Source organism: Cryobacterium sp. TMB3-10 (genome assembly GCF_004402305.1).
Classification (GTDB): domain Bacteria; phylum Actinomycetota; class Actinomycetes; order Actinomycetales; family Microbacteriaceae; genus Cryobacterium; species Cryobacterium zongtaii.
On sequence record NZ_SOGH01000015.1, the window covers coordinates 45,720 to 71,643 of the forward strand.

Consider the following 25,924-nt stretch of genomic DNA (forward strand, 5'->3'; position numbering starts at 1 on the left):
TTCCGGGAAGAGGGTTTGAATGAACAGGGGTTCTGACATGGTGTTTGAACGGTGTGAAATGAGTCCGAGAGCTTGCCGGCCAGGGCGGTTGCTGAGGCGATACCGTCGGCCCACCGAATGCCCGTTGGGCGATCGTCCATCGGACGACGAACTGGACCCATGCGTCGGCCGGGAGGTCGCGTCGGCCAGGTACGTCTCGGTGTTCGAGCGCCCATCGATCATCGGCGTCAGCTGCTACTGCCGGCCAAAAGCGACATGCAGCTGTGTTGCTGTCTTGGTATGAAATGCACGATTGGCCCGCGTGGTGACGGGTGACCTGTCTGACCCCGGCCCGGCCCACCCCCGAGCGTCGTGCACCGCAAGGGTGAGCAGTACCGGGTGCCAGGGCGCGGGTGTTGCGGGCAGGTCATATTCGATGCGGGGTGTGCAATAGTCTTCAGTTCTAGCGCACTCATGGCGCCGTCGCATTTGGGAGGCGCTGAAATGCTTGTGGTCGTTCTCGATGCGAACGCTCTCGTGACTGGTGCCCGGCTCCGAAGCAACAATTGGGAGCAACTGGCTGTCGCCGTTGCCGCCGGAACTACGCGTGTTCTCATTCCTCGGGTGGCGCTTGCGGAGGCAAAATCCCGGTTCATGGACCTAAGATCCAAAGTCGCCGCCACGATGTTGGCCTCCGCCAAGAGAGCGACTGCGGAAGCCAAGAAACTCATTGAAGAGGCCGCCAGAATAACCGACGACGACGCTTGCGCGTACGGCGCCGAGCTCGACGCAAGAGTGCTTGAGCTAGGGTTCGAAATACTCGCGACGCCGTCTCCCTCTCACGACGAGATAGCCCAGCGAGCAATCGATCGCAGACCACCTTTTGATGAGAACGGTGGTGGATACCGCGATACTTTGCATTGGCACAGCATCCTCACGATCGCCGCCACGCATGCCGCAGACGACATCGTTCTAGTGTCCGCAGACAAGGGTTTCATGGACTCGAGTGGAGGCCTCAGCAACTCTTTGTCGGTCGAAGTTGCTTCGATACTCAGCGGGGGGACGATTGCAATTGCGAAGTCAATCTCGCTTGTCGCGCTGCCGGGGAAGTATCGCGGCGAACCCTTCAGACCCGACCTAGACAGTGAGTTGATTGCCAAGGTAGAAGACCTGATGTTCCGTGGCGGCCATCTAGCGTCGGTCGAGTTGTTTCCGCCGGCGTTCGATCTTCCGAGCGCGGAGAGCATGACTGTCACTGCTGCAGAAAGCTGGGGCGTTGCCTCACTGGAAGCGCGTGAGCTGGAAGGCCCGCGAGTGCTTGAGCTGAGGTTCGAAGTTGTAGCAATCGTTGACATCGATTACGTCGGCCAGGTGGACTACGAAATGGACGGCACATCGATTACGGGCATCGGGCATGCGGTGAAGAAGCTCTCATTCATCGGAACCGCGTTCACGGATCGGGGCGGCAGGGAGGTGGTGTCCATTCAAGACCTCGCTGTAGAAGTTTTCCGGCCCAAGGCCAACGTCGACGCGCTGCTGAGGAGAATCGGCTCACTGCCGATCGGCGAAGCGCGCCGAGAGAGAAGCGCGGCCGATATCGACCGCATGAGTGCCTTCTTGGCTGGCCTGCCTGAAGCGTCCAGCCGGCGAACGGTTGCGATCTGGCCCGCGCCAGGCTCACAGAATTAGAATTTCTGACTGTGGAGTGTTGTCCGCGGAGAGCATGAACTTGTGACCCTCTACCCATGAACTTGACCTCGCTCATTGGATTACGGGGCTCAAGTTTTGATCAAGCGCGGTCTTGGGGCCGGTGCTCTCGGCCAAATAGTCGCCTACGAAGCGGTTGCATTGCAGTTTTGCTTATCAGTTCGGTCGCGAGAGCCTCTGCGTCGGTAGGCAATTCCGGGAGCCCTAGGTCGAGGATCGAATCCACAGCTGGTACGTGGTGAGGAACCGTCGGTGGGGGCGGCATCTCCCCGCGGTTTCGGCCAACCGGATCGCGGACGTCTCTCCAACTCAAGGGGGCGGGCGGCCCGTACAGGGATTGATTAGGGTGCGCCTTCTCCAACTTGTCGAGGATGTCGTTGGGTCCGCCGGGAGTCGCTTGCGTTGGCCGGTGCGGCTGGCACAGTGAATACTGTGAACGTGACCGATCGCTATTACGTGTACGTGTACATCGACCCGCGCAACTTCGAAGAGTTCTATTACGGCAAAGGAACGGGGTCTCGGAGCCACGCGCACCTTCAAGATGTCGGTGACTCTGTGAAGGTTGCCCGTATCAGGGCGATCCAGAAAGAAGGGCTGGAGCCCATTATTCGGATTATCGCCAAAGGGCTCACTTCGGAGGAAGCGCTGATGGTTGAGACCACGCTTATTTGGAAGTTGGGCCGGACACTCACCAATGTTGCGTCTGGTCGATACGTCGGCCGGTTTCGACCGCGGGATACGTTCCACAAGAGACTCGCGCGTTTCGACTTTGAGAACGGTATCTACTACATCAACGTTGGCGAGGGTGAGACCCGCAACTGGGATGATTGCCGGCAGTTCGGATTTCTTGCCGCCGGTGGCGATCCAAAGTGGAGTGACCCAATTCGAGGGCTCGAAGTCGGTGATGTGGTCGTCGCCTACCTCAAAGGTGCGGGTTACGTGGGTGTGGGCGTCGTGCGGTCACCGGCAGTTCCATACGCCGATTATCGGAGCAAAGGACTCCAGCTTGCTGAATATGAACTCGCTGAGCCGAATATTGCACACGACGCCAGCGACCTCTCGATTTGTGAGTATTTAGTTGCAGTGGATTGGGCAGCAACAGTCGACCGACAGGGCGCCAAATGGTTGCCGCGAAGCGGGCTTTTCACATCGCAGCTCGTACGGGCGTCACTTGATGCCCAGCCCATGACCATCGCTTTCGTTGAGGAGACACTTGGCGTCAATCTGAGTGCGTTGGCCGATGGCCGGTCCGTTTGAGCGGCTGAATCCCTGGACTGCGATTACCCTGTACACCAAGCGCGTAGTTCCGCCACCTGCGGACTCGCGACTCTGTAAGAAGTGCGACAAATTCCTCTTGCGGGTGGTCGTTGTCGCCACTGTCTAGCGGCGGGCCGGCTGCTCGCCACATGCCCCTGTCAGGCAGTTGAGGCCCAGCCCACCCAGCCTGACGCGTTGGGGTGGCCGTTCCGTGGAATCGATAGTATTTGGGCATACTCGACTGGACCGGATGGAGTGAGACATGGGCTACAACGAGGACGAAGTCAAGCGAAGGCTCGGAATTGACACCTGGAGAAACCTCTCGAGGGACAAGATGCTCCGGTTCGCCGCTATGATGCCCGACATTGATACTGAGGTGGCGCTCAAGATAATTGAGCAGTTTCCAGCCTTTACGGCATTTGCGTTAGAGGCTGTGAAGTCAATGGAGAAGGCACACACGACTACGCTTTCGGCCAACGACAAGAGCCAGGATCGTGTTTACCAGGCGCTCCAAGAAATCAGGGAGATCCTAAAGGGCGAACTCGACAGAAATGACTTGAGCTGGGATGAGCGGAAATTTCTTATTGAGCAGATCCAAGAGACAGGGAAGCTTGCTTTCAAGAAAGACAGCGAAAGTAAACACTTCCTGGATGGGCTGCTGAAAACAGTAGGCATGGTGGGCGTTGCAGCACTTGCCTTGGGCGTGGTTTTTGTGGGTGGCAAAATGATGCTCGATGAGGGCATCAGTACCGACGACCTTCTGGATGCCTGATAGAGCTGGTACCGATCGGTTGGCCACTGCCGACGTCCAGTACGCCAAAAGGGAACGAATCGTCCGCGAGTGCGGACCTTTCCTTACGTGCCGGTGCCTAAGAAGCATCTCGTAACAGACGTGATGTTCGTGCGGCGCCCCGATCTAGACAGCCACAAACGCGGTCATCTCGAAAGGTGGCTACGGGACGATCCAATATGGGGGCAAAGTCGCCAGCTCCGCGGGAATTTTGTTTTTCTGGTGTTGTGTCCGCTTGGATGCGCGCTGCCAAGCCGAAGCCCTTCCCGACGTCCGGCCAAGTGCCAGAACAAATCACGTCAAGCCGCGACTTCTCTGGGCAGGTATCGCACGGAGACTGCCCCCGACCCGAACTCGTGGCGGTCCACGAGTTCGAGCTGGATGCGCTCGCGTAGACCGGCAAGCAACGTGGGCCCGTGTCCAGCAATGACCGGGTGCACAAGGAACTCGTACTCGTCGATCAGCCCCAGTTCTGTCAACGCCAGGGGGAGTGTCACGCCACCGACCCATAGGCCCTCGCCTGACTCCTGCTTGAGCTGCTGAACCGCTTGCGCCAGGTCGCCGCGCACCAGCTCGGCGTTCCAATCCACCTCGTTCAGCGTGCTCGACACGACGTACTTGTGCGCCCGGTCGATGGTCTCGGCGAACGGTTTCTGCCAGTCCTTCATCCAGTCGGGCCACGTGCCCGTGGCCGGCTTCTGCCACGCCGACGCCATCATCTCGTAGGTCACCCGGCCGAAGAGCAGGGCATCGGCTCGCTCCAGCTGAGCGGTCCAGAAGCGCATCGACTCCTCGTCCGGGGGGAGTCCTGCCTCGTGGTGGCAGCAGCCATCGAGCGTGACGTTGATCGAGTATCGGAGTGGTCTCATCTCGTTGCTCTCCTTCGATGCACACCCCGCGTTTGTCAAACCCGTCTCGATCGATTGCCGGGGCTGTCTGATCGACCTACTAAATCGCGCCCAGTGTATAGCGCCGTCGGTGATGCGAGACAGACCGCGGACCGAGCGCACAACCGATCGCCATCTCCGGCGATGACCGGTCCCATGCAGCGGCACATGGGGGATGTTGCGAGGGGTCATGGACCACTCAAAGAGGCCTCCAGAATCCATCATTTACCCATCAAATTCATCTCTATTTGACCCAAAATGATGGGCTACAATCGGAGGCAGCGAATCGTCTGGTTCCCTGTAAACACAAGGGAATCCGAGGGTTTTCGGAGACATTCGGTAGTGGCTGAATTAAGGCCAGAACCTTCAGGGGGTCGCCGGTTCAAATGAAGCAAGTGCATGGCACGGGTGCAGGCCAATTGGGCATTGGGCGTCTCCATCCTGTTCCGCTTCGAAGAACCCCATGTAGAGCGGTGGGACACCAAACGTGATGAGTCGACTTTCCGAGACGCTCGGGCAGGGGCACCGAGCTCAGCGACTAGGTCCGGCTCAGCGCTTCCGCGTCCGCCGCAACGTTCTTCTGCACGGCGAACTGGGTCCGATGCAATTCCTCGTACCGCCCAACCACAGCCAGCAGTTCCTCGTGTGTATCGCGCTCCACGAACCTTTTCATGTCGTTGATGTCGCGGCGAAGACTTAAATCGGAACCGGCGCTCCGTGGTAGCCGCCTAGCGTTAGCTGGCCCAGTAATCTACGTCGAACTCGCAGGACCAATGCAGGCTGGCATGCATCTTCGGACAGGAGCCGGGATCATGAGATGCTCTCGGCCTTGACTTGAGAAACGGACGCGGTAGGGAATGGCCAGCCGTCGGAATTCGGAGAGCACTACCGGACGCCGTGATATCCGTTGAATTGATGGAAAGCCGGAGAGCGCCTGAAAACTATAAAGAGGGTGCCGTTGGATCTGACGGTAGCGACGAAACTGTCCCGTCCCGTCGCCACCCTCCTCTGCTAGTGAGGACGCGTTCTGGGCCGATTCGGTGAAGAGCTTCCGTTCCCCGCCCTCCGATAACGGCTGTCCGTCATTAACATGACCGTCACCCACACCAGGATCGGAAAGGCCGAGGCGGGACCAGCCCATGACGGATTGCCGGAGTTACTGATGTAGATCACGTTCAACACGATGAGCCACACCACAGACCCCAGGAAGAGGGCGAGACGGATAGGCGAGAACAGAACGGACAGTCGTCGTTTCATAGAGTGGCGATATTCGGTGTCGGTCATCTGCATGTGCATCCCGAGTCATCTCGGTCAGTGGTCTTGCGCTCGAGGGTCTTGATCTTACCCAGAACGCTCAGGTTGAGAACGAGGAGTACGCCAATGAGGAACAGGACGGACTCGGGATCAATCAAGCTCGTGAATGAACAAACTACTGCGCGCTGAAAGCTGGATGAGTGGCGCCGTCGACAGGGTTTGATCGGGCATCTCGTTCAGGATCCGGTAGGTGGAGAGCTGCCTCTACGAGGTGCGTTATATCGACGGAGATTGTTCGTGATTCAGCCATCAGTGTCTCCAAGGGGGGATCAGTTTGAGGAGTGGTTCTCCCTGGTATGTCCGGGTGATTCCCAAAGGTTCAAATCTGGGCTGATGGGTTTGCAACGGACCCCTTCCGGTTTGGCCCCTAGTTCGGGGCATATTTGGATTGGGCAATGATTGACCGGCTAGTCTGAAAAGTGTCCGGGGGGAGGGGCTTGTGAACGGCGACGCTGTATCGGATGCTTCGCTGTGGCTTGAAGCGGTGGCGGGCACGGAGAGTGCGTTTGCAGTCCTCTTCGATCGGCATCGCGCCCGAATATTCCGGAAGGCCTATTCCCGTCTTCGCAGCGTGCATGATGCGGAGGATGTGGTAGCCATGGTCTTTTTGGAAGCTTGGCGATCCCGCGAGAAAGTGCGAATCGTCGATGGTTCGCTGTTGCCGTGGTTGCTCTCGGTCACGACGTACCTCACTCTGAACAGTGACCGAGCCGCGCGACGCTATCGCCGGCTTCTCGCCAAGCTTCCAATTGCTCCTGCGGCTGATCCGGTTCCCGATGTTGACGACCGGCTGGACCTGCAAGAGCGAGCCAACATACTCACGCAGGCGCTGCGCCGATTAAGCGCGGTCGAGCGGACTGTTGTCGACTTGTGCCTTGTAGAGGAGCTCTCGATGGCTACGGTCGCCGGGGTGCTCGATGTGCCAATCGGGACAGTAAAGTCACGATTGAACGGTGCGCGAAGGAAACTCCGAACCTATCTAGGTGAGTCGGACATAACAGTACGTACGGCCGGCGAATTGACCTCAGAAGGGATATCAGGATGAGTTCCGTTGAGCCTGAGATGACCCCTGAGAGAACTGACGCGATTCGGGGGCTCCTTCTGCACACTCTCCGGAACGAACCCGCTCGTCGGATCCAACGTCGACGTCGCCGGATCTTGCTCTCGGTTACTGGTTTCTTCCTGGTCGCGGGCGTAGCTACCACGGGTGCCACGGTCCTGCTGCAGGAGAGGAACGTGGAGAACACGGCGATCGTTCATTGCTACAGCTCCACGAGCGCAGACGCTGATGGCAGCTACCCTGGGTCGTCAGCGACGATCGCGGACAGCAACGGACGCGGCCAAGCCCGGGATGCTCTCACGCTCTGCACGGCCATGTGGGAACAAGGAGTGCTCGCGAACGATTTCGAACCCACCACACCAGCCAATAAGCCCGGTGTGGTTCCGGAGCTGCAGGTGTGTGTGATGCGTGATGGGAGTGCGGCCGTCGTACCCGGCGAAACGGCGAACGTTTGCCAGATAGTCGGGCTCGCACCCCTGGTGAGTTAGCCGGTTATCCGAATGTTCCATTTGGACGGAAAACCAACGATTTCACATTGTCATTCCAGCTCCCAAGACTGGCGCAATACGGCGTGCAATTCAGCCGGGATCCTCCATAGCTCACCGCCGTATAGAGAGTCACCCAACACCCGTTCTGACCACTGGCGGAGCTAATGGTGTTGGTCCAACCGGACTCCAGCGAAGAGAACCCAAATACTGAACCGGCGCACCCATTCGCCCCCCACAGCGTCAGACTGGAACCAGTTCGGTTTGTGTCCTGATACACCGTCCCGACGATCGTTGATGCGGTGGCTCCGCGCGCAGCCCAGCCCTGCGGCTGAAGGCTCTCGATATACGCTGCGGCTTCGACCTCGGTACCGAAACAGACTGGATCGGTCGGGAGCGTCGGTTCGTTGATTGGTGTGACCTCTGCCGCGCAGTGCACCTCTGCTGCGTCGGGTATCGATTGCGCCATGGCGCTGGATACCTGCCCGAATGACAGCACACCTGCTATGACCAAAACCGCAAAAGTCCCGCGCCTACTTACTTTGCCCATATGAGCTCCTCTGCATGACTGGGGTGTTTCCCCTTCACAGAGAGATGTCCGGACAACCGGAACGGTTCACTCGATACAGCTCCTGGCAAACCCTGCGGCGAGGCAATTCGGGCTTGATGCCAGGCGACGGTACTTCGACCTACGGCGACGACCTGACGGGCTATTCACCCGCACACGAGGACCGTGTCGATCGGTTCGGCGTGGTCGAGTTGCTTCTTCATCCCCGGCCGCTCGATCGCGGACCCAGTTCCGGACGGGATATCAGCGAAAACGCCTCGTTTTTTGCACTCCGGCGGCTGCGTTCGGTGTCGTAGAACACTTAGCTTTCGCGACAAGAAACCAGCTAGTCGCTTAGGGGCACAGGGACTACCGCCTGCAAATCATCTCCACCATGAACCTTTCGGACCTAGCCGGACATCCCGTAGAGAAGAAACAAAACCGACGCTATTCAAAGGGGACCACAGATGCACGCTAATACTGGCCGTCGCAAGTGGCAGGCCCTCCTTCTAACGACCACCACAGTGGTCGCTCTTGTTCTTGGGGCGAGCTCTGCGGCCAATGCCGCACCGCAAACACCTCCGCCGACACCTGTCGTCTCCGGCGGGACGCCGGTCACCTTGACCGTCCAAGAAGAAACGGACATCGCTGCTGTGATCGGATCCACCGACACCGAAGCCCTAGTCTTTGACGCGGCTGCCGCCGCCCAGGATGGTGCGACATCCCAAAGCATCGCGGACTACGCTGCTGTCCTCGAGTCCGACGGATGGACAGTGGTCGGCACTGTCAACGCTGCACCCTCGGCTGGATCAGAGCGGGTCGCGGCCCTGGCAGCCAGCTGCTCGGGTAAAAACGGTTACAACGGCCGCTACATTCCATGGGGCTTTCAATTCGGGGCGAACAGCTGTAACACAAGCAAAATCATTGCAGCTGCCGGACTTGGGACAGCTGGAGTTGGAGCCGTGACTGCAGCTCTCCTGCTGGTCGGGGTGGGGGCTGTCGCGGCGCCGATCGCAGGGCTTGTTACCGCTGTGATCGGTTTCGGAGCGGCCGCCATGGCCACTTGCCAGGCTTTCAGTAGTAACGGTGGGATCTGGTTGAACATCGGTGGCTCTCCGGCCGCGAGTTGTTGGGGTCAGTAGGCTGAATCACATGACTACTCGTCGGATCGTCATTGTTCTTGCTGGTGGCGCTCTGCTGTTCGCAATTGCCACTGCCGCGGTCGCCTTATCGGTATTTTTCGCTGGCGGCGTCGTGGATACCGTACGAACAAACCTCGTCGTGCTGCTCGCTCTGTTCACAACGCTGCTGAGCCTTGCCGCGCTCATCGTTCGCCGCAGAGAGAAATCACACTTGTAGCTGAAAGTAGGGGTGACTGGCCCGTTCAGGGGCAGTCACCCCACTCGGCCACGCATGGGTGTTGTATTCATGGAGGCTTTGAGTTGCGCCCTCTACCTGTGCGACTAGAAGGAACTGACTGTCACTCCGGCTGGGCTGAGGAACCTCGATGGAATAGACAAGCCTGTCCTCGAAGGAGGAGCGTGTCGCCAGGCAGTGCGTGCCGACGAGTCTGACACCGCTCTACGCCGTCGGACGGCTTCGTGCTCTTAGGGCTGCTTTGGCTTGCTGGTGACGGTAAAGGGTGGCGCGGCTCCATCCGCCCAGTTGCGCTGCGTCCTTGCCGGTGCGGCGTGTGCTCGGGCTTCTGCTAAGAGTGGAGCTTGTCGGCGATCACGACCGGATCGGACAGCGGACGACCGAAGCGCGTCCCGGTCAGCCTGGCGGCGGCAATTCCGGCATTGACCCGCTCGACGATAAGTTCGCGTTCGTACTCGGCGCGCACATCTGGGGTACAGCTCAACTGGGCGTACGGCCTATCCATCTCGTCCCGTCTGAATAGCGTCGTATTTGGATTGTTTGACAGTCCTGTTGCTGGGGTCCTTGAGTTCAACCGGACACGCTCGGCAGCTGATTGCGGTCAACCGGCGAGCTGAATATGTTGCGATTGAGCGCTTCAGCGAAACAGAAATGCTGTCCTTCAGCGTGGGCTACGTCCCGGTGAGTGCTGTGGTTCCCAGCGGTGGGGCTTGCAAGTGATCCACGGGACGAGACAACTGCCGTGTGTGACTATGGGGTATGGATCCGTTAGATGTGCGTCCGCAGATTGGCATGCTTTCGGTTGACCTGGGCTTGCTCGAGCAAGAGGGCCGGGGTCTCGAAGCGCTCGTTACTGATCTCGCTGTGGAGGTCACGGGGGAGTTGCCGGTGGGCACGCCCCGACGGGGATGGCGTGTGCTTGCTACCTCGAACGGGACCGTCACGCTTATTGGAGCTCCCGCTGATGATGAGGGTCAGTGGTGGCGGCTTGGTCACATTGTGCGTGGAGCAGGTGACTCAGCCCAACCCAGCTTGAGCCTGCATCCGGCATCTCAGCTTCGTCGGCCCAGTCGAAAGGACCGTGCCGGCGGGCTTGCCTTGCGTTGGCCGGCGGTGACCCGCTCGGCACCGGATCTCGAACTGCTCGCGATCGACATCATCATTACCGGGCCCGAGCGCTGGCTTCCGCAAGGGGACTCGTTCATGGTCTTCGCGGCGCTCCAACAACCTGGTGGCACGCAGCGTGGCGTCTATTTTGGGTATGTGGCCGGGTAGTACCCTGCATTGCCGCTGGACTCAGGTGAGTACGCGCGAGTGCGTGTCGAGATCGATTCCAGCCAGTGGGCTGACGTGCACGCCGGACCGTATGAGCTTCACGCCTCACTCATCGATTTAGGAATGCACTGCGCGGATCCGCTGCAGGTGGAGCTGACCGAACAAGTCATTCGTCAGCATTTACCAAGACATCACTTTCCCGGGCCACCTCCGCCGCCGGTGTGAGACTCAGACCTGCGCCCTCGGTGCTGTACGGGTCTCCGACAGCCGCTAGGTCTTGCCACGGTTGACCCGCCGGGCAGCTCTATAACGCAATCAAAGGTTACGTGTGTTTACGGAACGTAGAATGAGTGATTGGTTAAGTGACAACTTCCATTCGCTATGAGGAACGAAGAGGTCTGTCACGTATTCGGCGGCATAAATGACAGGGGTTCCGCCATGCTCGTCGGGCACATGCGCGTCTCCAAGACTGATGGATCTCAAAGCACCGACCTGCAGCGCGACGCTCTCGTCGCGGCCGGCGTCGATAAGGACAATCTCTACGAGGACCAGGCGTCGGGAAGAAGGATGACCGCCCCCAACTGGCGGCGTGCCTAAAAGGGCTCCGCAACGGCGACACCCTTCTGGTGTGGAAGCTCGATCGGCTCGGCCGCGATCTCCGTCACCTCGTCAACACGGTGCGCGACCTTACGGAGGGGGATCGGGTTGAAGGTCCTTACTGGTGAGGGCACCGCCATCGATACCACGACCGCATCAGGGAAGCTCGTCTTCGGTATCTTCGCCGCCCTGGCAGAGTTCGAACGGACGCTCATCTCCGAGCGCACTATTGCCGGCCTCGCCGCGGCGAGGGTCCGCGGAAGAAATGGTGGCCGGCCATACAAGATGACAGCGGCCAAAGTTCGCCTCGCTATGGCCGCCATGGGACAGAAAGAAACCCATATCGGTGACCTCTGCAAGGAGCTCGGTGTCACCCGGCAAACTCTCTACCGTCACGTCTCGCCGTCCGGAGAACTGCGCCCAGACGGTGTGAAGCTGATCGGAAGAACGAAGCCGCGAGCTTCTGCGGCGAGCTAGGCCGGCAGGCGATCTGGCGGGGGTTCGAGGCGCACTTCTGATATTTCAGGCAGCTCAACCCATAGCTCTCGAGGGCCGGCATCGTCTCGAATTGTGGGCAGGGGCGCCAGAACATCCGCCTCAGCCAGAACGGTCAGGTTCAAACCGGTGAGGACCGCAATGTCCACGATGGGCACCTGGTACGTCCGGTATGGACCCAGGGGCGGGGGAGTGCCGTCGATGAGAGCTCGACCGCCGGCATCGTCAAGGTCGATATCGGCCAGCTGGGGGCTTTGGTCTAAAACGAACCCGGCGGATCGAAGGACGGTGGAACCGTTCATCGTGGTGGTCCACGCCGCGATCTTCCAAAATGATTGCGGGATCCCGGTGCCGCGGTAAACCGGATCCTCAATGGCGAGCACAGGTGCGGTGAAAACGCTGATGCGGTTCTCGTTGGTGCGTGCGTAGGTGAGGACATGGTCCTCAAGTCCTGGCCAGAGCTCTTTCGACTGGTTAAATGCCCCGGCTTACGGGGCGGCGTTGGTGTAGGCGAAGGTATCAGCGTTGGCCTGCTGGGCGGTTCCGGCGTCGCCCCAGACCGGGTCTCGGCGCCGGACGAGATGCCCGCGGTCTAGGCCGTTCTTCGCGTAGACGGCCTCACCGGTCTGTTCGTTGGTGGGGATGCGCGAGTCGAAGTGCCAGTCATCGCCGCGGTCGACGTCGACGAGGTGGTTGCCGTCGATGTTGACACCGGTCGCGATGGCAAGGCGACGGACGGGCTCCAGGAGGACGGTGAAGTGTGTATAGGTCAGTTCGCGAGTGATGGTGCCCTTGTTCGGCGCGGGAAGCTGCAGCGGCAACTCGAGGAAGGTGTCGTCGTACCCAGCTGGAGAGATTGTGGCAGCGTTCATGCCGATAGCTAGGCAGTCGCAGCCGACATTTGAGCGTCGACAAGGTGTCTCATAACTAACGAAGGGTACCGAAATTTCCGCCGGAGGTTATGCGACGTAGTTAAAAGACTCGGCCGTCGCGGGATCTGGACGATTTTAGAAGAAGCCCAGATCACGGCCACGAGACGTCTTATATCCGTAGGGTTACGAGACGGTACGACAACGAAATTGCCCTTCCCGGCAAGACGCTGCGTCGTCGGGCTTCGTGTCGAAGAAGTGGAACGTGCTTCCAACCGTTTCGGCGCCCGCGACCCACCCCTGCGGCCAAGCTATTGCCGTTGACGGCACTGAGAGCGCCGAGACTCTCACCTTCGTGCCAACCCTGTGAGCGTCGCAGACAGTCAAACGGCTTATATTTTCGAAAGCCAACTGCGATCGAGGTGAACCCGCCGTTCGCTTCCCTTTTGATTGGGCACGACAGCCGCTCGAATGCCAGCACCGATGGCCGCGATCGCATGAGTGCACCCGCAGGCTCGCCTAAACCAGCAGAACACGAACGCCGGGACCGCCTCGCTATTCCCGGGAACCCTCGCAGGCCATCACGGCAGTCCGGGATCGATGCTGCAATGCTTGCGTGACTGGGGATTGGACCTTGGCGGCGCCCGCAACGCGGCCTTACGCGAGCTCGTGATGCATCTGACGCCAGCGGCGCTGGTCAAGCAACTCGGTTACAGCCCCCAGGTCATCTCAAAGCACGCGGCCGAATCAGCTGCACGGATGGCCAACTACCTGTCGCTGAAACGTCAGCAGATGCAGGCGATACTCAATGCAAATCACTGAGTCGGACGCTCCCGTGTCCACGTTTCCGCAACCACAATTGCATCAGTTGACCATTCAACATCGAGCGCGGTAGTGAGGTAGTCGATCAGCCCACCCTCGCCGTCGGGACGAGGCCCATCAACGCATGGGTCGTCCATGATGAGATCACCGTTCGCGTCATAAAGGTCGAGGGGCAGTTCGAGTACATAGTTCACAAGAGCCCCACTCGTCGGGTCCCGAACTGGGTTGACGAGGACCCATTCTCCTTGGTCCGGGCCTCGCCCGATTCGCCCGACGATGCCAATCCGAGGCCACGCAGCAAATGGTGGAACCCGCACATCGATCGGATAGCTCGGAACCACTACTTTGCGCCGCCACCACCAGACCATGCTCGAGGCTAACAGGCAGCCCAAAACTCAAGCAGCGCCTTCGTCGACCCTGGCTCTGGGACCCTTTGCGATATGACCCGTCCCCTCCACTCCCCCTACCAAGCGACAGCGGAGAACGCCCCGGCAGCTGGCCGGCGATGCGTGTGCAGTAGGTAAGATCGGCGCAGGCATCGGCGGCAGTGTGGCGCGAAGCGTTTCTGGGCAACTGGTCTTTCTTCTTCGGAGGTTGCGGTCGTGCTCATTTATCCCCGCCGGTGTCCCTCGCAGATGCGACGCAGGAAATCGACGGCGTGAGCTTGAGAGGACCTTGGAAATGGGTGATTCAGAGCAGCCGTCGTGGCCGCTTGTCCTGTTCGATGATGAGCGGTGTCCTGCAGCCGTGGGCACAAGCACCTCGATCTACAACGTCCGTGAAACTCAGGACGTAAGTGAGATTCACGCAGCGTTCGATTCGGCATTGCGGGCGGTGAGAATCACTCCCAGAGGACAATTCGACTTCCATGTGCAGTTGTGCTCTCCAGATCCTCAAACTCAGGACTTTCGAGTCAGAGCGCGGATCGCTTATCGACTTTACGGCCCGGAAGCACAGTGGCGCCGATCCCACCTTGTTCACGGCGACCCCACTGACACGACCGAGTGGTCGGCCGACCAGTTATGGCGGGCGCTCGTCAGCAGTTACTGGGTTGATTAGTCAACGTGGCAGACGTGTCTCGAAACCAAAGTGCTTCATAACCCATGGTCTCGCCTCTCTACGATGCGAGCGGCAGTCGTCCTGTCTCGCATCCTGACCTGTCTCGCATCGGTAGGGTTACGAGACGCCTCGTGAAAACCCGACCCGGCGTCAACGTGACGCTCAGGAGTAATCACATATCGCAGTTCCAGCTCTAGTTTGGAGTCGGTCAAAAGCCAGGCCCAATAACTTCGAGGCAGTCGGGAGGATTGGTTGCCCGGGCGCCCTCAAATGCGACCCTTTTTTGCCACCTACTTCGTTGATCGACTGCGGCGAGGGCGCGTCCTCCCGGTTCCCTAGGTTCAACGCATATCGTGGATGCATGTCCGTGACTGATGAGTACACCGTCGATACCGAACTGAGTCGCATCGATTTGTCAAAGGTGCACCACTGGCTGTCCACAGATGCGTTCTGGGCGCTAGGCCGGACCGAGGATGTTGTTCGACGGGCCGCCCAGGGCTCGCTGAACTTTGGCGTCTACAGTTCTACCGGTGACCTGTGCGGATATGCCCGTGTCGTTACCGACGAAGCCACTTTCGCGTGGCTGTGCGACGTCTATATTGACCGCCCGTTACGAGGCCGAGGGCTTGGTCGTATCCTCGCTCAAGCGGTTGTCGATGAGCTCTCGCCGATGCAACTTAAGCGCTTGATTCTCTCGACTCTCGACGCTCACGGACTCTACGAGCAGGTGGGATTCGTGCCGTTTCCCGACCCGCAGAAGCTAATGATGCTGAGCCGTCCCTGAAAGCTGGGCCCCGACGTGCCCGCAGTTGATTAACTGCGGCAGGTAGGCGCTTCGTAGAGGGCTCCGACAGGTCTACCCAGGCGCCGCGGTCACCGGTCTAGATGACTCTCCACGAGAATGGGTGCGTGTTGTTGAGACAGGTAGCCACGACTGAAATCGATGAGCTTCGGATGTTTCTTTGCGAGGCGGATCTGACCGTGTCCGGTCTTGACGCCCCCACTGTGAAACTCTGGACCGAGCACGATCCGGGCGGCTCAATCATCGGCAGCACCGGCTACGAGTTGAGCCCAGACGGAGCGCACGTTTTAGTCCGCAGTGTCGCCGTCGCTCCAGGGCGTCGCGCGGCCGGCGCTGGGTCACGCCTGGCGATTTTCGCTATGACAGATGCCGCTCGCTCCGGTGCCAGTCAAGCATGGCTGTTCTCGCGCCGGTCAGGCCCGTTCTGGCAAAAGCTCGGCTTTAGGTCCGCAGACCGGTACGAAATGGCGGAGGTACTTGCGCAGACTCACCAGGTTCGACTGTTCACCGAGACTGGGCAACTACACCAAGAGGTGGCATGGTCGCGACGGCTTGAGGATCTAGCTCCCTGAAGAACGCCGCGGCGGGAAAATCTGACTGGGCCGGGCGTTTTCGCGCCGAGCGCCCAGGAATGCCGCACAGTACGGCTCGAACGGTGGCTTATATTTTCGACCGCCAAGCTGGGACGCATTTTTCTTGAACGTGGGCCAGTTGCGAGAGCGGATCCCTACTCTCACCAGTTAGATAAGGCAATGGACGCTGAATATCGTTTTTCAGGAGACACCGCGGAGATCGACCGGGAACGGGTGCATCGCTGGATCAGTGAGCAGTCGTATTGGGCTCCCGGTCGCTCCCGTTCCCGGCAGGATGCCGCGATAGACGGCTCACGCAACTTCGGCGTCTACGACACCGCATCGAACAGGCAGGTCGCATATGCGCGGATGGTGACTGACGGGGTGACATTTGCCTGGCTCTGCGACGTCTTCGTCGACCCCGAAGTTCGCGGCCACGGTATCGGGGCGATGCTCGTTGCCGGAATTGTTGACGACTGCCGCCCGCTCGGGTTACGCCGTATCGCTCTCTCCACAGACGACGCGCATGGCCTGTACGCCAAGTTCGGATTCGCCCCGCTGGCCCTCACCGGGGCCTGGATGGAACGTCTCGATCAGCCGAACTCGTAGTCAATCGCTTAGGAATTAGGTCTAAGCCACGCGCGACAGAAACGTTTGTTGGTTGGCCGTCATCTCCACGTGTTTCATAACCTATCCGTCTCGAAACCCATGGGAAACGAGACGTGGGAGATCATCCGTCCAGGCGACGAGCGGCAGGTGACTTATCTCGCATCTGGACCTGTCTCGTATCGGTAGGGATACGAGACAGGCGGATGCCTAGCGCCCCAAGCCATAGAGAGGACTTGGCTGGGGAAAATCGTTTGAATTTGATCGAAGTGTGACAGACAGCATCGGCTTGGAACCCATGGGATTTCGGGATGGATGGGCGAGCGTTTTACGCGTCATTGCAGATCATGCGGGCACATGTTCGGCAAAGCTAACGCACTCCTGGATCGCTTGGATACCCATTACCCAGCAGGCCCAAACGAATATCAGCGCCATAAACAGGGTAACCACTGCGGTCGCAGTCCTCGGTGTATGGAACGGACGGGCAAGAACAGACAGCAAGGACGCAGCCGCAGAAAGTGCCGGAATTAGTACAGACACAATCATCACACCCACGACTACGGGGATCTTGGCGGCGTAATGCGACTCCGGATAATCGTTTGGGTCAAAGTTGAACCCGGAGATGAAGGCGATGAACGTCGATCCCAGGGACACGCCCAGGAGTGCGACCGCCAGGGACAGCCACGCGCCTCCGCTCCACTGATTCCACCATCTCTGTTTCTTCGTGGTGGCCATCGCAAGCGGGTCCCTAGCCGCACTCATGACAGACTCAGGCGTGCTCGCAGGCTGCGGCGTGCTCGTGAGTACCGGGCACGAGCCGCTTCTGGCCGGATGCCGATGATACTGCCGGCCGCAGCGATGCTCAGTCCCTCCCAGACAACGAGGGTAACCAGTTCCTGATCGCGTCCCGAGAGCGAGGCGAGGGCCGTGATGGCCGCGTCGTCACTGGATTCAGGTGCGATCGGCCACACGCGCAGCTCGTCCCGCAGGCGCCCAGTGAGCGCCAACCGTCGTATCCCGTTCCGCCGGTGGGCGGCCAGGACATTGTGGGCCACGCCGAAGGACCACGCCCGTCGTTCATCGTCAGCTTGCGGCAACGCGCCTCGCCGGCGCCAGAGCACCAGAAGAGTCTCGGACAGGCAGTCGGCAGCGTCCTCGTGCGGGGTCACCCGTCGGGCGAAGTACGCCAACAACTCTTCGGCGACCGCCCTGATGAACTCCTCGACATCCGCTGCCACCCGGTCCGGAGCGCCGGTGTCCACTGCCCCGGTCATCGCTTGATCCTCGCCATCCGGACAGCACAGTCGTTCTCCGCGAACGTCTCCTCGACGAGCTGCGGTTCACCGGCTGCGGCGGCCGCCGCGACGTCGGTCATCCGGTCGAAAGCGCTCGGCGCCGCGACCCCCATGAACTGCCGATAGTTGTCGGTGTTACTGAGCCATAACGTTGCGCGAGCCAGGTCCTCCGTGTCTCCGGACGCCCGGGCTTCCAACCACACGTCTGACCACGCGCACACCCCGAAGAACTCATAATTCTGAGTGATCAGGCCCTCCTGCATAACCGACTGGCCTGCACCAGCGCCGCCAACAACCTTCGTCACCCAACGAGACACATCAGCGATAGCCGCGTTCTTCGGCATGTCGGGCGGGAGCGTCAGGTATTCCGGATAGGCATCAATGACGACCTGGCCGGCGCCCTCAGCTCCCGGGTCTATCCATTCGGTGGCATCTTCCTCGGTTCCCGTTGACGGGTCACCGAATTCTCCGGTCCGGGCGAGGATTGAGGTGGCGACCGCCGGCATTCCGACACCGAGGCCGGCCAGCGCGATAAGACTGCCGATGACCATGCGGTGGCGGCGGGTGACGCCGCTGAACCGGCGAGGCCGTGCAGGCTCGATGGCGGCACGGACTTCCGGATCCTCAAACAAGATGGTCAGAGCCTGGGTCGCATCGTGGGCGCCAGCGGACATGCGAACACGTCCGAGCGCCCCGATCCGAGCTTCTACGTCACCCGTTGAATCGTTCATACCTACTCATGTCGGGTAGTGGGCATAACGTGACAAAAAAATTTGCACGTCGCTTGAACTCTTCGCCGACAAGAACTCCCCCCTGACGAAACGTAGCGCAGGTTTCGCATTCGATGGGCGCAATCACCAGCTGCCTCCCGGTGAATACGGCGAGGTGGCCAAAGCATGGACGAGTCTGGGCGTCGGGTTCCCGCCGGCAGTAACCGGACAATCGTGCACAGTGATGTGCCTATTATGAAAACAGCCCTGTCCGCGTTCTGCACGACGCCGCGGAACGCGGCTCAGCCGCTCGTAACCTGTGTGCCTCGTAGCCCATGGGATTCGAGACGTGATCGACGCTCCTCTAGACGCCACGAACGGCAGGCGACTTGCCTCGCATCCTGACCTGTCTCGCATCGGTAGGGTTTCGAGACGGATTCTGATGGTCGCGATTGTGCGCCTCGACGCTCACGCTTTCGACTGACTCACGATCGGTCGTATCCGGTCCTGTCGTCTAAGCGTCCATCGCGGCGCGCCATCATCCACACGCCGTAGAACCCGGCAAAGACCAGGAGTGCTAGCACAGAGCTCATTCCGACAGATGCCCAAAAGGGGTAGAGGGCGCCTGCGAATGGGTTCCCCTCGGTCTCGCAGAAGATCTGTGTGGGAAAGGTTGACCGGTTGATGTGTGTGAGGTGACCGGCTGTGAGCGTAATGCACTGCGAGTAGACGTCTTCAGAACTCGGAAATGTCAAGATGTACGGCCAGAGGGCAACTGCGACGAAGCCCCCTCCGGTAAGCGCTGCGCCCACCCGCACAGCATCGGGGCCATCAAGGAGTCGTTTGCGCTTCTTGATTTCGTGGTCAGTCACCCGTGGATTCTAGTCGCAGCCTTCACGAGCGGAGCATGCGCGGACACAGCGAGAAGCCGTGGTCGGGGTCCCGCGGCTTCTTCGGTGCGACCAGCACTTCTGGACTCCGCCAGCCATCACTTGAGATGGCCACAACCTCACACAGGCGAACAGCCACGGCAACGACGGTTGGACGATGGGCGCAACGGCCACTCAGCCCAGATACACACGAAGCTTGCCGCGCGCGCGAATACCGCGCCCGAGCCGCCCGGGCGGATATCAAGGACCCCGCCGGCCTCAGCGATACTCAACCCCTCCCAGACGACGAGGGTGACCAGCTCCTGATCGCGTGCCGAGAACGAGCGCGGTTCTTGGCCGGGTGTACTTGGAGCCGACGGCACCAGCTACTAACCGCCGTGTGCTCTCACGATCAGTTCGTTTCCTGAGGCGGAGCAAGCCGCTGCCAGTGCTGAAGTGAGGTTGAAGTACTCACTTGTGCCGGTGTCATACGGCTGCCCTTCGGGTCCCGGGACAGCAGCATCGATATATGTCACCACATTCGACACAGCGATAGCGATGCTTCCCGGCGGAGCCTCAACGGCTCTGAACAGCTCAGCGGCGCGTGTCAATTGCTCGATGCTCGTTTGGAGGTCGATTGTTCCCTTCTGAAAATCGTTCCAGGCGTTGTAGCCCAGAGATGCCGGCTCGCTGAGCGACACGCATGCTGCTTCGGCGGGATCCGCAGCGGGCAAAGGGCTTGACGTTTCCACGATCTCGGTCGTCCCTGGGGACGAGACAGGTGGCGCCGCTGCGCAGCCAGACAGGGACGCGATCGCTAACGCGGTGAATAAGAGACTCCGGTACATATTTGCTTTTGCTTTCTGCGTGCGTAGGTTGGTGCGCCGCTTTGAACGGCGGTCGCTTTCGATGTTGCTGCCATCAACCGCGGCTAGCGCGGCGGTAGCGGACAGGCTGTCTCGATGGCATCGCCGTCTGCCGTGTCGGCCACGTCCTCCATCGAGGGGAACCAGTTTTGGTTCGGCCATTGCGTGATGAAGGCTTCACGCGTGGGCGCTGGGGTGTTCGTAATGCCGTTGGCCTCGTAACAAGGAACGACGAACTTGGTGAAGTAGTCGTACAGATACCCCAGTATCTCCGGGCTCGGTGGTGCAACGAGCTGATGCGGATACGCCGCATCGCAGACGTAAATTGCCACTGCGGATGCTTCATCGATGATGCTGGGACTCAGCCCGACAACAGTGCCGTTTTCGTCTCTTCCCTCCGAGTACTTGATGCCGCTTCCCGTGTAGCACGGGGCCAGCTTTTCGGCCTGATCCGCCCCTGACAGGTAGGCGGCGAATTCGACATCGGGGCGTTTCGCGTCGGGAAACATGGACACGACGGATTGCCATTGAGCATCCAGATTCGCTAGGCGAAGGGTTTCACGATCGACATCTGTCAGGGGTACGGGCGCTGGTGAGGGGCCCAAGTCGGGCATCGGAATGCTGACCGCGCGGGAGCTGGTGGGGTCCGAGCTTGCCGTGGGTACCGGCCAGGGCGTAGCCGATGGCGCTGAGCCAGCGCTGCATCCCGTGAGGAACGAGGCCGCGATCAGCAGCGGGAATAGGGCCCATCTGCGGGGGCGAAGGTGAATGGCCATGAGTTCCTTTGGACAGTGGTGAGGTGGAAGAGGTAAGGTGCTGCGGTCTGGGCGCCCATTAGATTCAGGCGAGCTGCTCTCTGAGCGCTTTTCGCGCTCGGGAGTAGCGCGAGCGCGCGGCGCCGGGAGTGAGGCCCAGGAGCTCTCCGGCTTCGGCGACCCCAAAACCATCCCACGCGACGAGCAAAACCAGATCTTTGTCCACGTCAGAGAGCGTAGCCAGTGCCTCGCTGAGCCCTGTGTCAGCGGCCACTGTTGGCGACGGACTCCGGGAGAGGTCGTCGCGCAGGCGTTCGGATAGGCGTGTGCGTCTGATCTGGCTTCGTTGATGGTTGGCGAGCACCCCTTTGGCGACCCCGTAGCTCCAGGCACGGAGTCCGTCCTCATCGCCAGGAAGCTCGCTGCGCCGCCGCCACAGGACGACGAGGGTCTCCGAGAGACAATCGGCGGCATCCACCGACGGAAGCACCCTCCTGGTGAAGTACGCCAGCAGTTTAGGCATCAGCGGGCGGATGCTGGCCTCAAAAGAGCGGACCTCTGTCAGCGCCGTGACGTTCGATGTGCCCGTCACTGCTCCGAACCCAAGGCTTTCCACCCGGGACACCCGTTTAAGTCGAAGGCTGTCTGCACTTCGGCCCGGTCTCCGGCAGCGGCGGCCCGAGCGAAGGCGATCTGACTGTCCACCACACCGCCGCCATCGGTGGCCGCGCGCGCCGGCCAGGTCGTGGCGTCCATCATGACTTTCGCCGCGTAATCGCGCCCGGCGAAGTCGCCACTGCTATCGGTTGTCAGCCACACGTCCACCCAGCGGCAGTAGATGTAGGACTCATAGGCAACATCCACGCCGACCTCTTGACGGAGCCCACTTGATCGGCTGATCGAGAAAGCGACTGTCGCAACGACGTCGGCTGCATCGACTCCGCCGGGTAGAGGGAGAGATGCGGGATATCGTGACGCTACGAATTCGTCGATGTCCTCGGCGCCAGTATCAATCCAATCGCTGCCAGGTATCGCTTCGGTCCCTGCCCCGGGCGTGATCTCAACTGTCTGAGCAAGAAACGCCTGAATGGCGGCTGCGGCAGGGAACGCGCCGGCCCCGAGGACAATCACCCCGCCGGCGATGATGGCGGAAATCTTCAAGCTGCGTGGGCCACGTCGCGGGGAAGCTCGGACTCCGCTCAGCATCTGATCAAATGCTTTGTCAGCAACCGAGACCGACCGCGCCGGATCAAGCTGCGCGAGACGTGCGTCCAGCTCGTGGTCGCTAATCAATGTCACTCCTGCAGGTTTGTGGACAGTCCTTCATTCAATGCATGTCCGTCAAGCAGGCAAACGTGACACGTCTGCTTCCATCTCATCTGGTTCGGTCTATATCGTCGCGCGGCGCGCGGAACCACTCAACGCGGACGCCCGCGCCAGCTCGAGGTGTCTTCTAACCAATGAGTATCAAAACCCATGGGATCCGAGACGTTGGCATTCGCCCTTAGGCTATGCGGCATCCGGCGTGAGTTGTCCCGTGTTTAGCATGCGAGCTTTCTTCGCAGCGCTGTTGTGATGAAGCGGAGGTTGGTCGATAGGTCGCGGGAGGAGCGCTGGGCGCATGGATAGGGGCGTCTCTGGGCGTCCGCTCGGGCGGCGAGCAACGCTTTGGTGTCCTGACGGGCTCCCTAAGTTCGAGTTTCGTGGGCTGAGCCGTATTGGTCCTCACATCTTTAGGGTCTAGTAAGAAAAGGGAGCCACTATCAGTAAGCCATCATCCCCGGGTAAGGGACTAAGAAACTCGTTCTTCGTCTTCGTTGTACTGTTTTCAATCTTCATAGCTGGTCGAATCTTTACGATTGTCGATCGCGCCGACAAGCTGAGTGAGTCGCAGCACGCGATCGCGTTCGTATATTCCGTTGCGATTATCGCGGGACTCGCCCTCCTAATCTCTTTGTGGATGATCCTCTACGGCGCGCGCCTAAATCGAAGACAGCGCGAGCTCTCGGAAGTAGAACCCAATAGCCTCGTGCTCAACGTCGACAAGAGGCATGGAACGGGCCTTTGGGAAGCGCTGCTGCAGCTCGGTGCGCCTAGATCGGAAAAGGCATCTATTCTCGCGATTGTCGCTAACGATCGCGGCATAGATGTCTATTCGGGACATCGACCATTGAAGCTACTCGTGCACATTTCATGGCAGAACGTGACGTCAGTAAAAAAAGGAGAGTTCGCATTGGGTGTCCGGTCGATTCCGAGAATCGACATACAGGTAAGCACACCAGAAGGCGACCTCAAGCTTCCGATCGTGCCAAACCAATCGGGATGGGGGATCTTCAACTTTTCGAGCCGCGACCGGATCGTGGAATTGGTTCGGCTGCTGGCTGAGTTGCGGAGCCGACAGATGCAACAGCTATGACGGGGATCTGACCAGTAGAAACCGCTGAGAGAACGAACGCTCGGTGCGTGCTCAGTAGTGTCCTGTGCGCCAGGACGTGGCTCAGGCCGGAGATGTCTCGTAACCGGCGTGTCTCATATCCCATGGGATTCGAGACAGAGGAGACCGCCATGTTCGAGCGTCGAGCATCAGGTGACTTGTCTCGTATCTGGACCTGTCTCGCATCCGTAGGGTTTCGAGACAATGTCTCGATAAATCGGGCTTAGTCTCATTCTGGCTTTGGATACCGGCTACGGCTGCGCTGGCCCGGTGGGATACGAGACGTAGGAGATGGCCTGTTCATGCGACGAGCGGCAGTTGACTTGTCTCGAATGTGGACCTGTCTCGCATTTGTAGGGTATTGAGACGGGATCACCGGACCAACGGAGTGATAGTTTTCGGCCATGGTTACTGCGGTCTACTTCTATGCCGATGCTCACGACACCGCGGAATTGCTTGACTTCTTTCGCTACGGTGACGAGGTGTCGTTGCATCCTTGGCCACTGGTACGGGAGCCGGCACTGAGCTACACACCGGAGGAAGCGGTACGCGATGGGACGGTCATGTTGCGATCGAACCGGTTCAGCGCACCCGTCATTCTTCGTGACGGCGATTCCGCCTTCACCTCTCCTGCTCGCGCTGCAGTGTTCAACCAGATCAATCGAGAGCGTCTGAACCCGAGCGCTGAGAATGGATGGCTGGTCGATTCCAACCTGTCGCCCGTCTTGCTATGGAATCCAGGTCAAAGCACCTCAACAGAGCTGCGCACCAGCTCGATCGGTTCACAGGCGGATTCAATGCGGTCGGTGTCCGCTGACTACGAGCGGTGGGTCAATCGAGTGATGAGTTGGATACGACGCCGGGGCACAGCCGTGTGGGGGCTGGACCGGTCCAACGTGCGCCCGGACCTGGACATTGATCTCGAATTCCTAAACTCGGTCTACGCACTGCCGAGCGCGCTGAGGCGTCTCGAAGAAGGTGCCGCAGGACGCTGAAAGGTCCAGGCGTCCGTCGCTGGCAGGCAATCGACCCAGCTGACAAGAGTGCTGCAACGACAGCAGGCCTCGACGGCGCCATGACATTGCTCGAACGAGACGTCTCGTAACCCATGAGATTCGAGGCCCTGATTACCGGTGGCCTGAGTCAGCTCCGGCGCATGATTAGCGGACAGGAGAGCATTCGGGCTTCATTTTTCGGAGGCGATCGCGATGGAGTCGTTCTGCTTTCTCGCGCCGACGCCGAAGTGATTTCCACCTAGCCGGCTGCGATCTCCGAGAAGGCGGCTACCGGCTCGCCCTCTCCCGCACAGAAGTCGATGACAGCGCCGATGTAGCCCTCCGGGCCGTCGCCCGCCGCGACCGCCGCCGAGACATCCAGAACGCGGGCTGACCCGATGGCGGCATCACCGGCGGAGAACACCGGGCCAGAAGGGATGGACACTTGGTCGCCGTCTTGTTCGAACCCCTCGGGCCAAATGACGAAGTATCTGCCCGACTTGGTGCTTAGGTGGAAACAACCGTTTTCGGCAATCGTGACGGTGCCGGCGAGTTGAACAGTCGATCCTGGGAGAAGCGTCAGTAAATTCACGGTCGGGATGTCCAGGCCAGCCTCGGAGGAGCTGCTAGCGCACGCGGTGCTTGCCAACAGTATTAGGGCAGCGAGGGCGAGAGCCGGCGGACAGCCGTTCCGACAGGTCATGGCCGAAGCCTACACAGCGCTTCGAAGTCGCTTCAGTCGCAATGCTTGCAGAGGACGCCCTGAATCAAGGAGGTTCGCTGGCGGCACCGGTCAAGGTGACTCGTAATCTAAGTGTCTTGTATCCCATGCGTTAAGAGACGCCGGGCGCCTGTCCGGCCTGGCACTACTTGCTTGGTCGAGGGAGCGTGCTTGAGATTCTTAGCCCCTGAGTCGGACTATCCAGCCGACAATTCGACCGTGATGTGTGCGCGGCGTCCGCAGGCTCCGCACGCTGTGCTGCATTGCTCCACCGGTTTCTGGCACCAGTCCGCGTTCCGCTGGCGCTTGCGCTTGCGCCGGACGGTAACGCACCGAGACCTGATCAATCCGAACCACACGACCGGAACGGTACGTCCAATCCGTCCGGTGCCCCCGTGCCCCTGCCTCGGTGTCACGCTGCAGAAGGACTGTTCGACGGCCTGCGAACAAGCGGGACGCCCAGCCTTGATCCATCGGGATGAGAGCCCAGTCGACGTGCCCACCGAGAGCGACGTCAAAGCCGTCATCGCCGACCTGCCATTCGGTCAACCACACATCGGTGTCCTTGGCGCCTCTGCTCGGCGAAATGTCTTCAGCATCAACGGCTTCCAATTCTGCTCTGACGAGTGGTTCGTACGAGGCGCTGAGATGCACGTGACTGCCCGAGTCGCGGGAAGCTTCGTGTGAACCCCGCGCGCCCATCGGAGAAGGCAGCTCGCTGTTTGAACTGGTCATTGAACCAGACTAGGAACCCCTGCGCATAAGCACGAGTCTCAGCA

Annotated in this window: 23 protein-coding genes and 3 pseudogenes; 13 read left to right on the top strand and 13 right to left on the bottom strand. The window is 60.1% G+C overall.

Translation table 11 applies throughout. The annotated features are described in order from the left end of the window. Window positions 1–483 precede the first annotated feature (483 nt). The 3 genes from E3T22_RS06225 (at window position 484) to E3T22_RS06235 (ending at window position 3,715) form a co-directional block, all read left to right on the top strand. Window positions 484–1,668, top strand: coding sequence for a PIN domain-containing protein (locus E3T22_RS06225; protein WP_134480519.1), 1,185 nt, complete (start codon window positions 484–486; stop codon window positions 1,666–1,668). Window positions 1,669–2,124: 456 nt separating this feature from the next. Then, the gene (locus tag E3T22_RS06230) at window positions 2,125–2,943 is read left to right on the top strand and encodes a GIY-YIG nuclease family protein (protein ID WP_134480520.1); all 819 of its coding nucleotides are present in this window, start codon (window positions 2,125–2,127) and stop codon (window positions 2,941–2,943) included. Window positions 2,944–3,205: 262 nt separating this feature from the next. Next, window positions 3,206–3,715: a hypothetical protein gene (locus E3T22_RS06235; RefSeq protein ID WP_134480521.1), complete on the top strand. Its 510-nt coding sequence runs from the start codon at window positions 3,206–3,208 to the stop codon at window positions 3,713–3,715. Window positions 3,716–4,032: 317 nt separating this feature from the next. Here the strand turns inward: E3T22_RS06235 and E3T22_RS06240 are convergent, their stop codons facing one another. Then, window positions 4,033–4,602 carry a dihydrofolate reductase family protein gene (locus E3T22_RS06240; RefSeq protein ID WP_134480522.1) on the bottom strand — a complete coding sequence of 190 codons (570 nt, stop codon included), beginning with the start codon at window positions 4,600–4,602 and terminating at the stop codon, window positions 4,033–4,035. A gap of 1,771 nt (window positions 4,603–6,373) precedes the next feature. Here E3T22_RS06240 and E3T22_RS06245 point away from each other — a divergent pair. Together E3T22_RS06245 and E3T22_RS06255 are read left to right on the top strand one after the other, a co-directional pair. Then, the gene (locus tag E3T22_RS06245) at window positions 6,374–6,979 is read left to right on the top strand and encodes an RNA polymerase sigma factor (protein WP_166789268.1); all 606 of its coding nucleotides are present in this window, start codon (window positions 6,374–6,376) and stop codon (window positions 6,977–6,979) included. 2,199 nt (window positions 6,980–9,178) lie between these two features. Beyond that, window positions 9,179–9,385 (top strand): hypothetical protein, encoded by a 207-nt coding sequence (locus E3T22_RS06255; protein WP_134480524.1) that lies wholly within the window; start codon window positions 9,179–9,181, stop codon window positions 9,383–9,385. A gap of 222 nt (window positions 9,386–9,607) precedes the next feature. Here E3T22_RS06255 and E3T22_RS06260 read toward each other — a convergent pair. Continuing rightward, window positions 9,608–9,863 (bottom strand): annotated as a pseudogene (locus tag E3T22_RS06260) (recombinase family protein); the annotation flags it as partial. Between the two features lie 653 nt (window positions 9,864–10,516). Between E3T22_RS06260 and E3T22_RS19005 the strand changes: the two are divergent. Together E3T22_RS19005 and E3T22_RS06265 are read left to right on the top strand one after the other, a co-directional pair. Next, a complete protein-coding gene (locus E3T22_RS19005) occupies window positions 10,517–10,678 on the top strand; it encodes a hypothetical protein (protein ID WP_166789269.1) in 162 nt (53 codons plus the stop codon). Between the two features lie 438 nt (window positions 10,679–11,116). Continuing rightward, window positions 11,117–11,752 (top strand): annotated as a pseudogene (locus E3T22_RS06265) (recombinase family protein). Here E3T22_RS06265 and E3T22_RS06270 read toward each other — a convergent pair. After that, a pseudogene (locus E3T22_RS06270) lies at window positions 11,749–12,642 on the bottom strand (DNA/RNA non-specific endonuclease). The pseudogenes E3T22_RS06265 and E3T22_RS06270 sit on opposite strands and share 4 nt — an antisense overlap. Window positions 12,643–13,251: 609 nt before the next feature. On the opposite strand from E3T22_RS06270, the gene E3T22_RS06275 reads away from it, so the two are divergent. From E3T22_RS06275 to E3T22_RS06290, 4 genes are all read left to right on the top strand, one after another. Beyond that, window positions 13,252–13,461, top strand: coding sequence for a hypothetical protein (locus E3T22_RS06275; RefSeq protein ID WP_134480525.1), 210 nt, complete (start codon window positions 13,252–13,254; stop codon window positions 13,459–13,461). Window positions 13,462–14,881: 1,420 nt separating this feature from the next. Beyond that, complete coding sequence (locus tag E3T22_RS06280) at window positions 14,882–15,304, top strand: GNAT family N-acetyltransferase (RefSeq protein WP_134480526.1); 423 nt, start codon at window positions 14,882–14,884, stop codon at window positions 15,302–15,304. A 170-nt stretch (window positions 15,305–15,474) separates the two neighbouring features. Then, window positions 15,475–15,894 (top strand): GNAT family N-acetyltransferase, encoded by a 420-nt coding sequence (locus E3T22_RS06285; protein WP_134480592.1) that lies wholly within the window; start codon window positions 15,475–15,477, stop codon window positions 15,892–15,894. 180 nt (window positions 15,895–16,074) lie between these two features. Next, window positions 16,075–16,503, top strand: coding sequence for a GNAT family N-acetyltransferase (locus E3T22_RS06290; RefSeq protein WP_134480527.1), 429 nt, complete (start codon window positions 16,075–16,077; stop codon window positions 16,501–16,503). 342 nt (window positions 16,504–16,845) lie between these two features. Here the strand turns inward: E3T22_RS06290 and E3T22_RS06295 are convergent, their stop codons facing one another. From E3T22_RS06295 to E3T22_RS06330, 8 genes are all read right to left on the bottom strand, one after another. Beyond that, window positions 16,846–17,235 (bottom strand): hypothetical protein, encoded by a 390-nt coding sequence (locus tag E3T22_RS06295; protein WP_134480528.1) that lies wholly within the window; start codon window positions 17,233–17,235, stop codon window positions 16,846–16,848. A gap of 23 nt (window positions 17,236–17,258) precedes the next feature. Beyond that, window positions 17,259–17,774 carry an RNA polymerase sigma factor gene (locus tag E3T22_RS06300; protein WP_134480529.1) on the bottom strand — a complete coding sequence of 172 codons (516 nt, stop codon included), beginning with the start codon at window positions 17,772–17,774 and terminating at the stop codon, window positions 17,259–17,261. Beyond that, window positions 17,771–18,526, bottom strand: coding sequence for a hypothetical protein (locus E3T22_RS06305; protein ID WP_134480530.1), 756 nt, complete (start codon window positions 18,524–18,526; stop codon window positions 17,771–17,773). The genes E3T22_RS06300 and E3T22_RS06305 overlap by 4 nt, the downstream gene beginning before the upstream one ends. Before the next feature lie 464 nt (window positions 18,527–18,990). Further along, entirely contained in the window at window positions 18,991–19,377 is a 387-nt protein-coding gene (locus E3T22_RS06310; protein WP_134480531.1) for a hypothetical protein, read from the bottom strand. 386 nt (window positions 19,378–19,763) lie between these two features. Beyond that, window positions 19,764–20,075: a hypothetical protein gene (locus E3T22_RS06315; RefSeq protein ID WP_134480532.1), complete on the bottom strand. Its 312-nt coding sequence runs from the start codon at window positions 20,073–20,075 to the stop codon at window positions 19,764–19,766. 230 nt (window positions 20,076–20,305) lie between these two features. Further along, window positions 20,306–20,755, bottom strand: coding sequence for a hypothetical protein (locus tag E3T22_RS06320; protein WP_134480533.1), 450 nt, complete (start codon window positions 20,753–20,755; stop codon window positions 20,306–20,308). Window positions 20,756–21,080: 325 nt separating this feature from the next. After that, window positions 21,081–21,587, bottom strand: coding sequence for an RNA polymerase sigma factor (locus tag E3T22_RS06325; protein WP_134480534.1), 507 nt, complete (start codon window positions 21,585–21,587; stop codon window positions 21,081–21,083). Continuing rightward, a complete protein-coding gene (locus tag E3T22_RS06330; protein ID WP_134480535.1) occupies window positions 21,584–22,294 on the bottom strand; it encodes a hypothetical protein in 711 nt (236 codons plus the stop codon). The genes E3T22_RS06325 and E3T22_RS06330 overlap by 4 nt, the downstream gene beginning before the upstream one ends. Before the next feature lie 661 nt (window positions 22,295–22,955). On the opposite strand from E3T22_RS06330, the gene E3T22_RS06335 reads away from it, so the two are divergent. Both E3T22_RS06335 and E3T22_RS06340 read left to right on the top strand, forming a co-directional pair. Further along, window positions 22,956–23,411 carry a hypothetical protein gene (locus tag E3T22_RS06335; RefSeq protein ID WP_134480536.1) on the top strand — a complete coding sequence of 152 codons (456 nt, stop codon included), beginning with the start codon at window positions 22,956–22,958 and terminating at the stop codon, window positions 23,409–23,411. Window positions 23,412–23,833: 422 nt separating this feature from the next. Next, entirely contained in the window at window positions 23,834–24,424 is a 591-nt protein-coding gene (locus tag E3T22_RS06340; RefSeq protein WP_134480537.1) for a hypothetical protein, read from the top strand. A 259-nt stretch (window positions 24,425–24,683) separates the two neighbouring features. Here the strand turns inward: E3T22_RS06340 and E3T22_RS06345 are convergent, their stop codons facing one another. Beyond that, window positions 24,684–24,869, bottom strand: coding sequence for a hypothetical protein (locus tag E3T22_RS06345; RefSeq protein ID WP_134480538.1), 186 nt, complete (start codon window positions 24,867–24,869; stop codon window positions 24,684–24,686). A gap of 456 nt (window positions 24,870–25,325) precedes the next feature. Further along, window positions 25,326–25,880 carry a DUF6578 domain-containing protein gene (locus E3T22_RS19650; protein WP_370291451.1) on the bottom strand — a complete coding sequence of 185 codons (555 nt, stop codon included), beginning with the start codon at window positions 25,878–25,880 and terminating at the stop codon, window positions 25,326–25,328. Window positions 25,881–25,924: the final 44 nt, after the last annotated feature.

Coding starts and splice junctions, on each gene's coding strand:
- E3T22_RS06225 (WP_134480519.1), top strand. CDS start 484: ATGCTTGTGGTCGTTCTCGATGCGAACGCTCTCGTGACTGGTGCCCGG.
- E3T22_RS06255 (WP_134480524.1), top strand. CDS start 9,179: ATGACTACTCGTCGGATCGTCATTGTTCTTGCTGGTGGCGCTCTGCTG.
- E3T22_RS19650 (WP_370291451.1), bottom strand. CDS start 25,880: ATGACCAGTTCAAACAGCGAGCTGCCTTCTCCGATGGGCGCGCGGGGT.
- E3T22_RS06280 (WP_134480526.1), top strand. CDS start 14,882: ATGTCCGTGACTGATGAGTACACCGTCGATACCGAACTGAGTCGCATC.
- E3T22_RS06305 (WP_134480530.1), bottom strand. CDS start 18,526: ATGAACGATTCAACGGGTGACGTAGAAGCTCGGATCGGGGCGCTCGGA.
- E3T22_RS06290 (WP_134480527.1), top strand. CDS start 16,075: ATGGACGCTGAATATCGTTTTTCAGGAGACACCGCGGAGATCGACCGG.
- E3T22_RS06340 (WP_134480537.1), top strand. CDS start 23,834: ATGGTTACTGCGGTCTACTTCTATGCCGATGCTCACGACACCGCGGAA.
- E3T22_RS06300 (WP_134480529.1), bottom strand. CDS start 17,774: ATGACCGGGGCAGTGGACACCGGCGCTCCGGACCGGGTGGCAGCGGAT.
- E3T22_RS06295 (WP_134480528.1), bottom strand. CDS start 17,235: ATGGCCACCACGAAGAAACAGAGATGGTGGAATCAGTGGAGCGGAGGC.
- E3T22_RS06240 (WP_134480522.1), bottom strand. CDS start 4,602: ATGAGACCACTCCGATACTCGATCAACGTCACGCTCGATGGCTGCTGC.
- E3T22_RS06335 (WP_134480536.1), top strand. CDS start 22,956: ATGATCCTCTACGGCGCGCGCCTAAATCGAAGACAGCGCGAGCTCTCG.
- E3T22_RS06235 (WP_134480521.1), top strand. CDS start 3,206: ATGGGCTACAACGAGGACGAAGTCAAGCGAAGGCTCGGAATTGACACC.
- E3T22_RS06285 (WP_134480592.1), top strand. CDS start 15,475: ATGTTTCTTTGCGAGGCGGATCTGACCGTGTCCGGTCTTGACGCCCCC.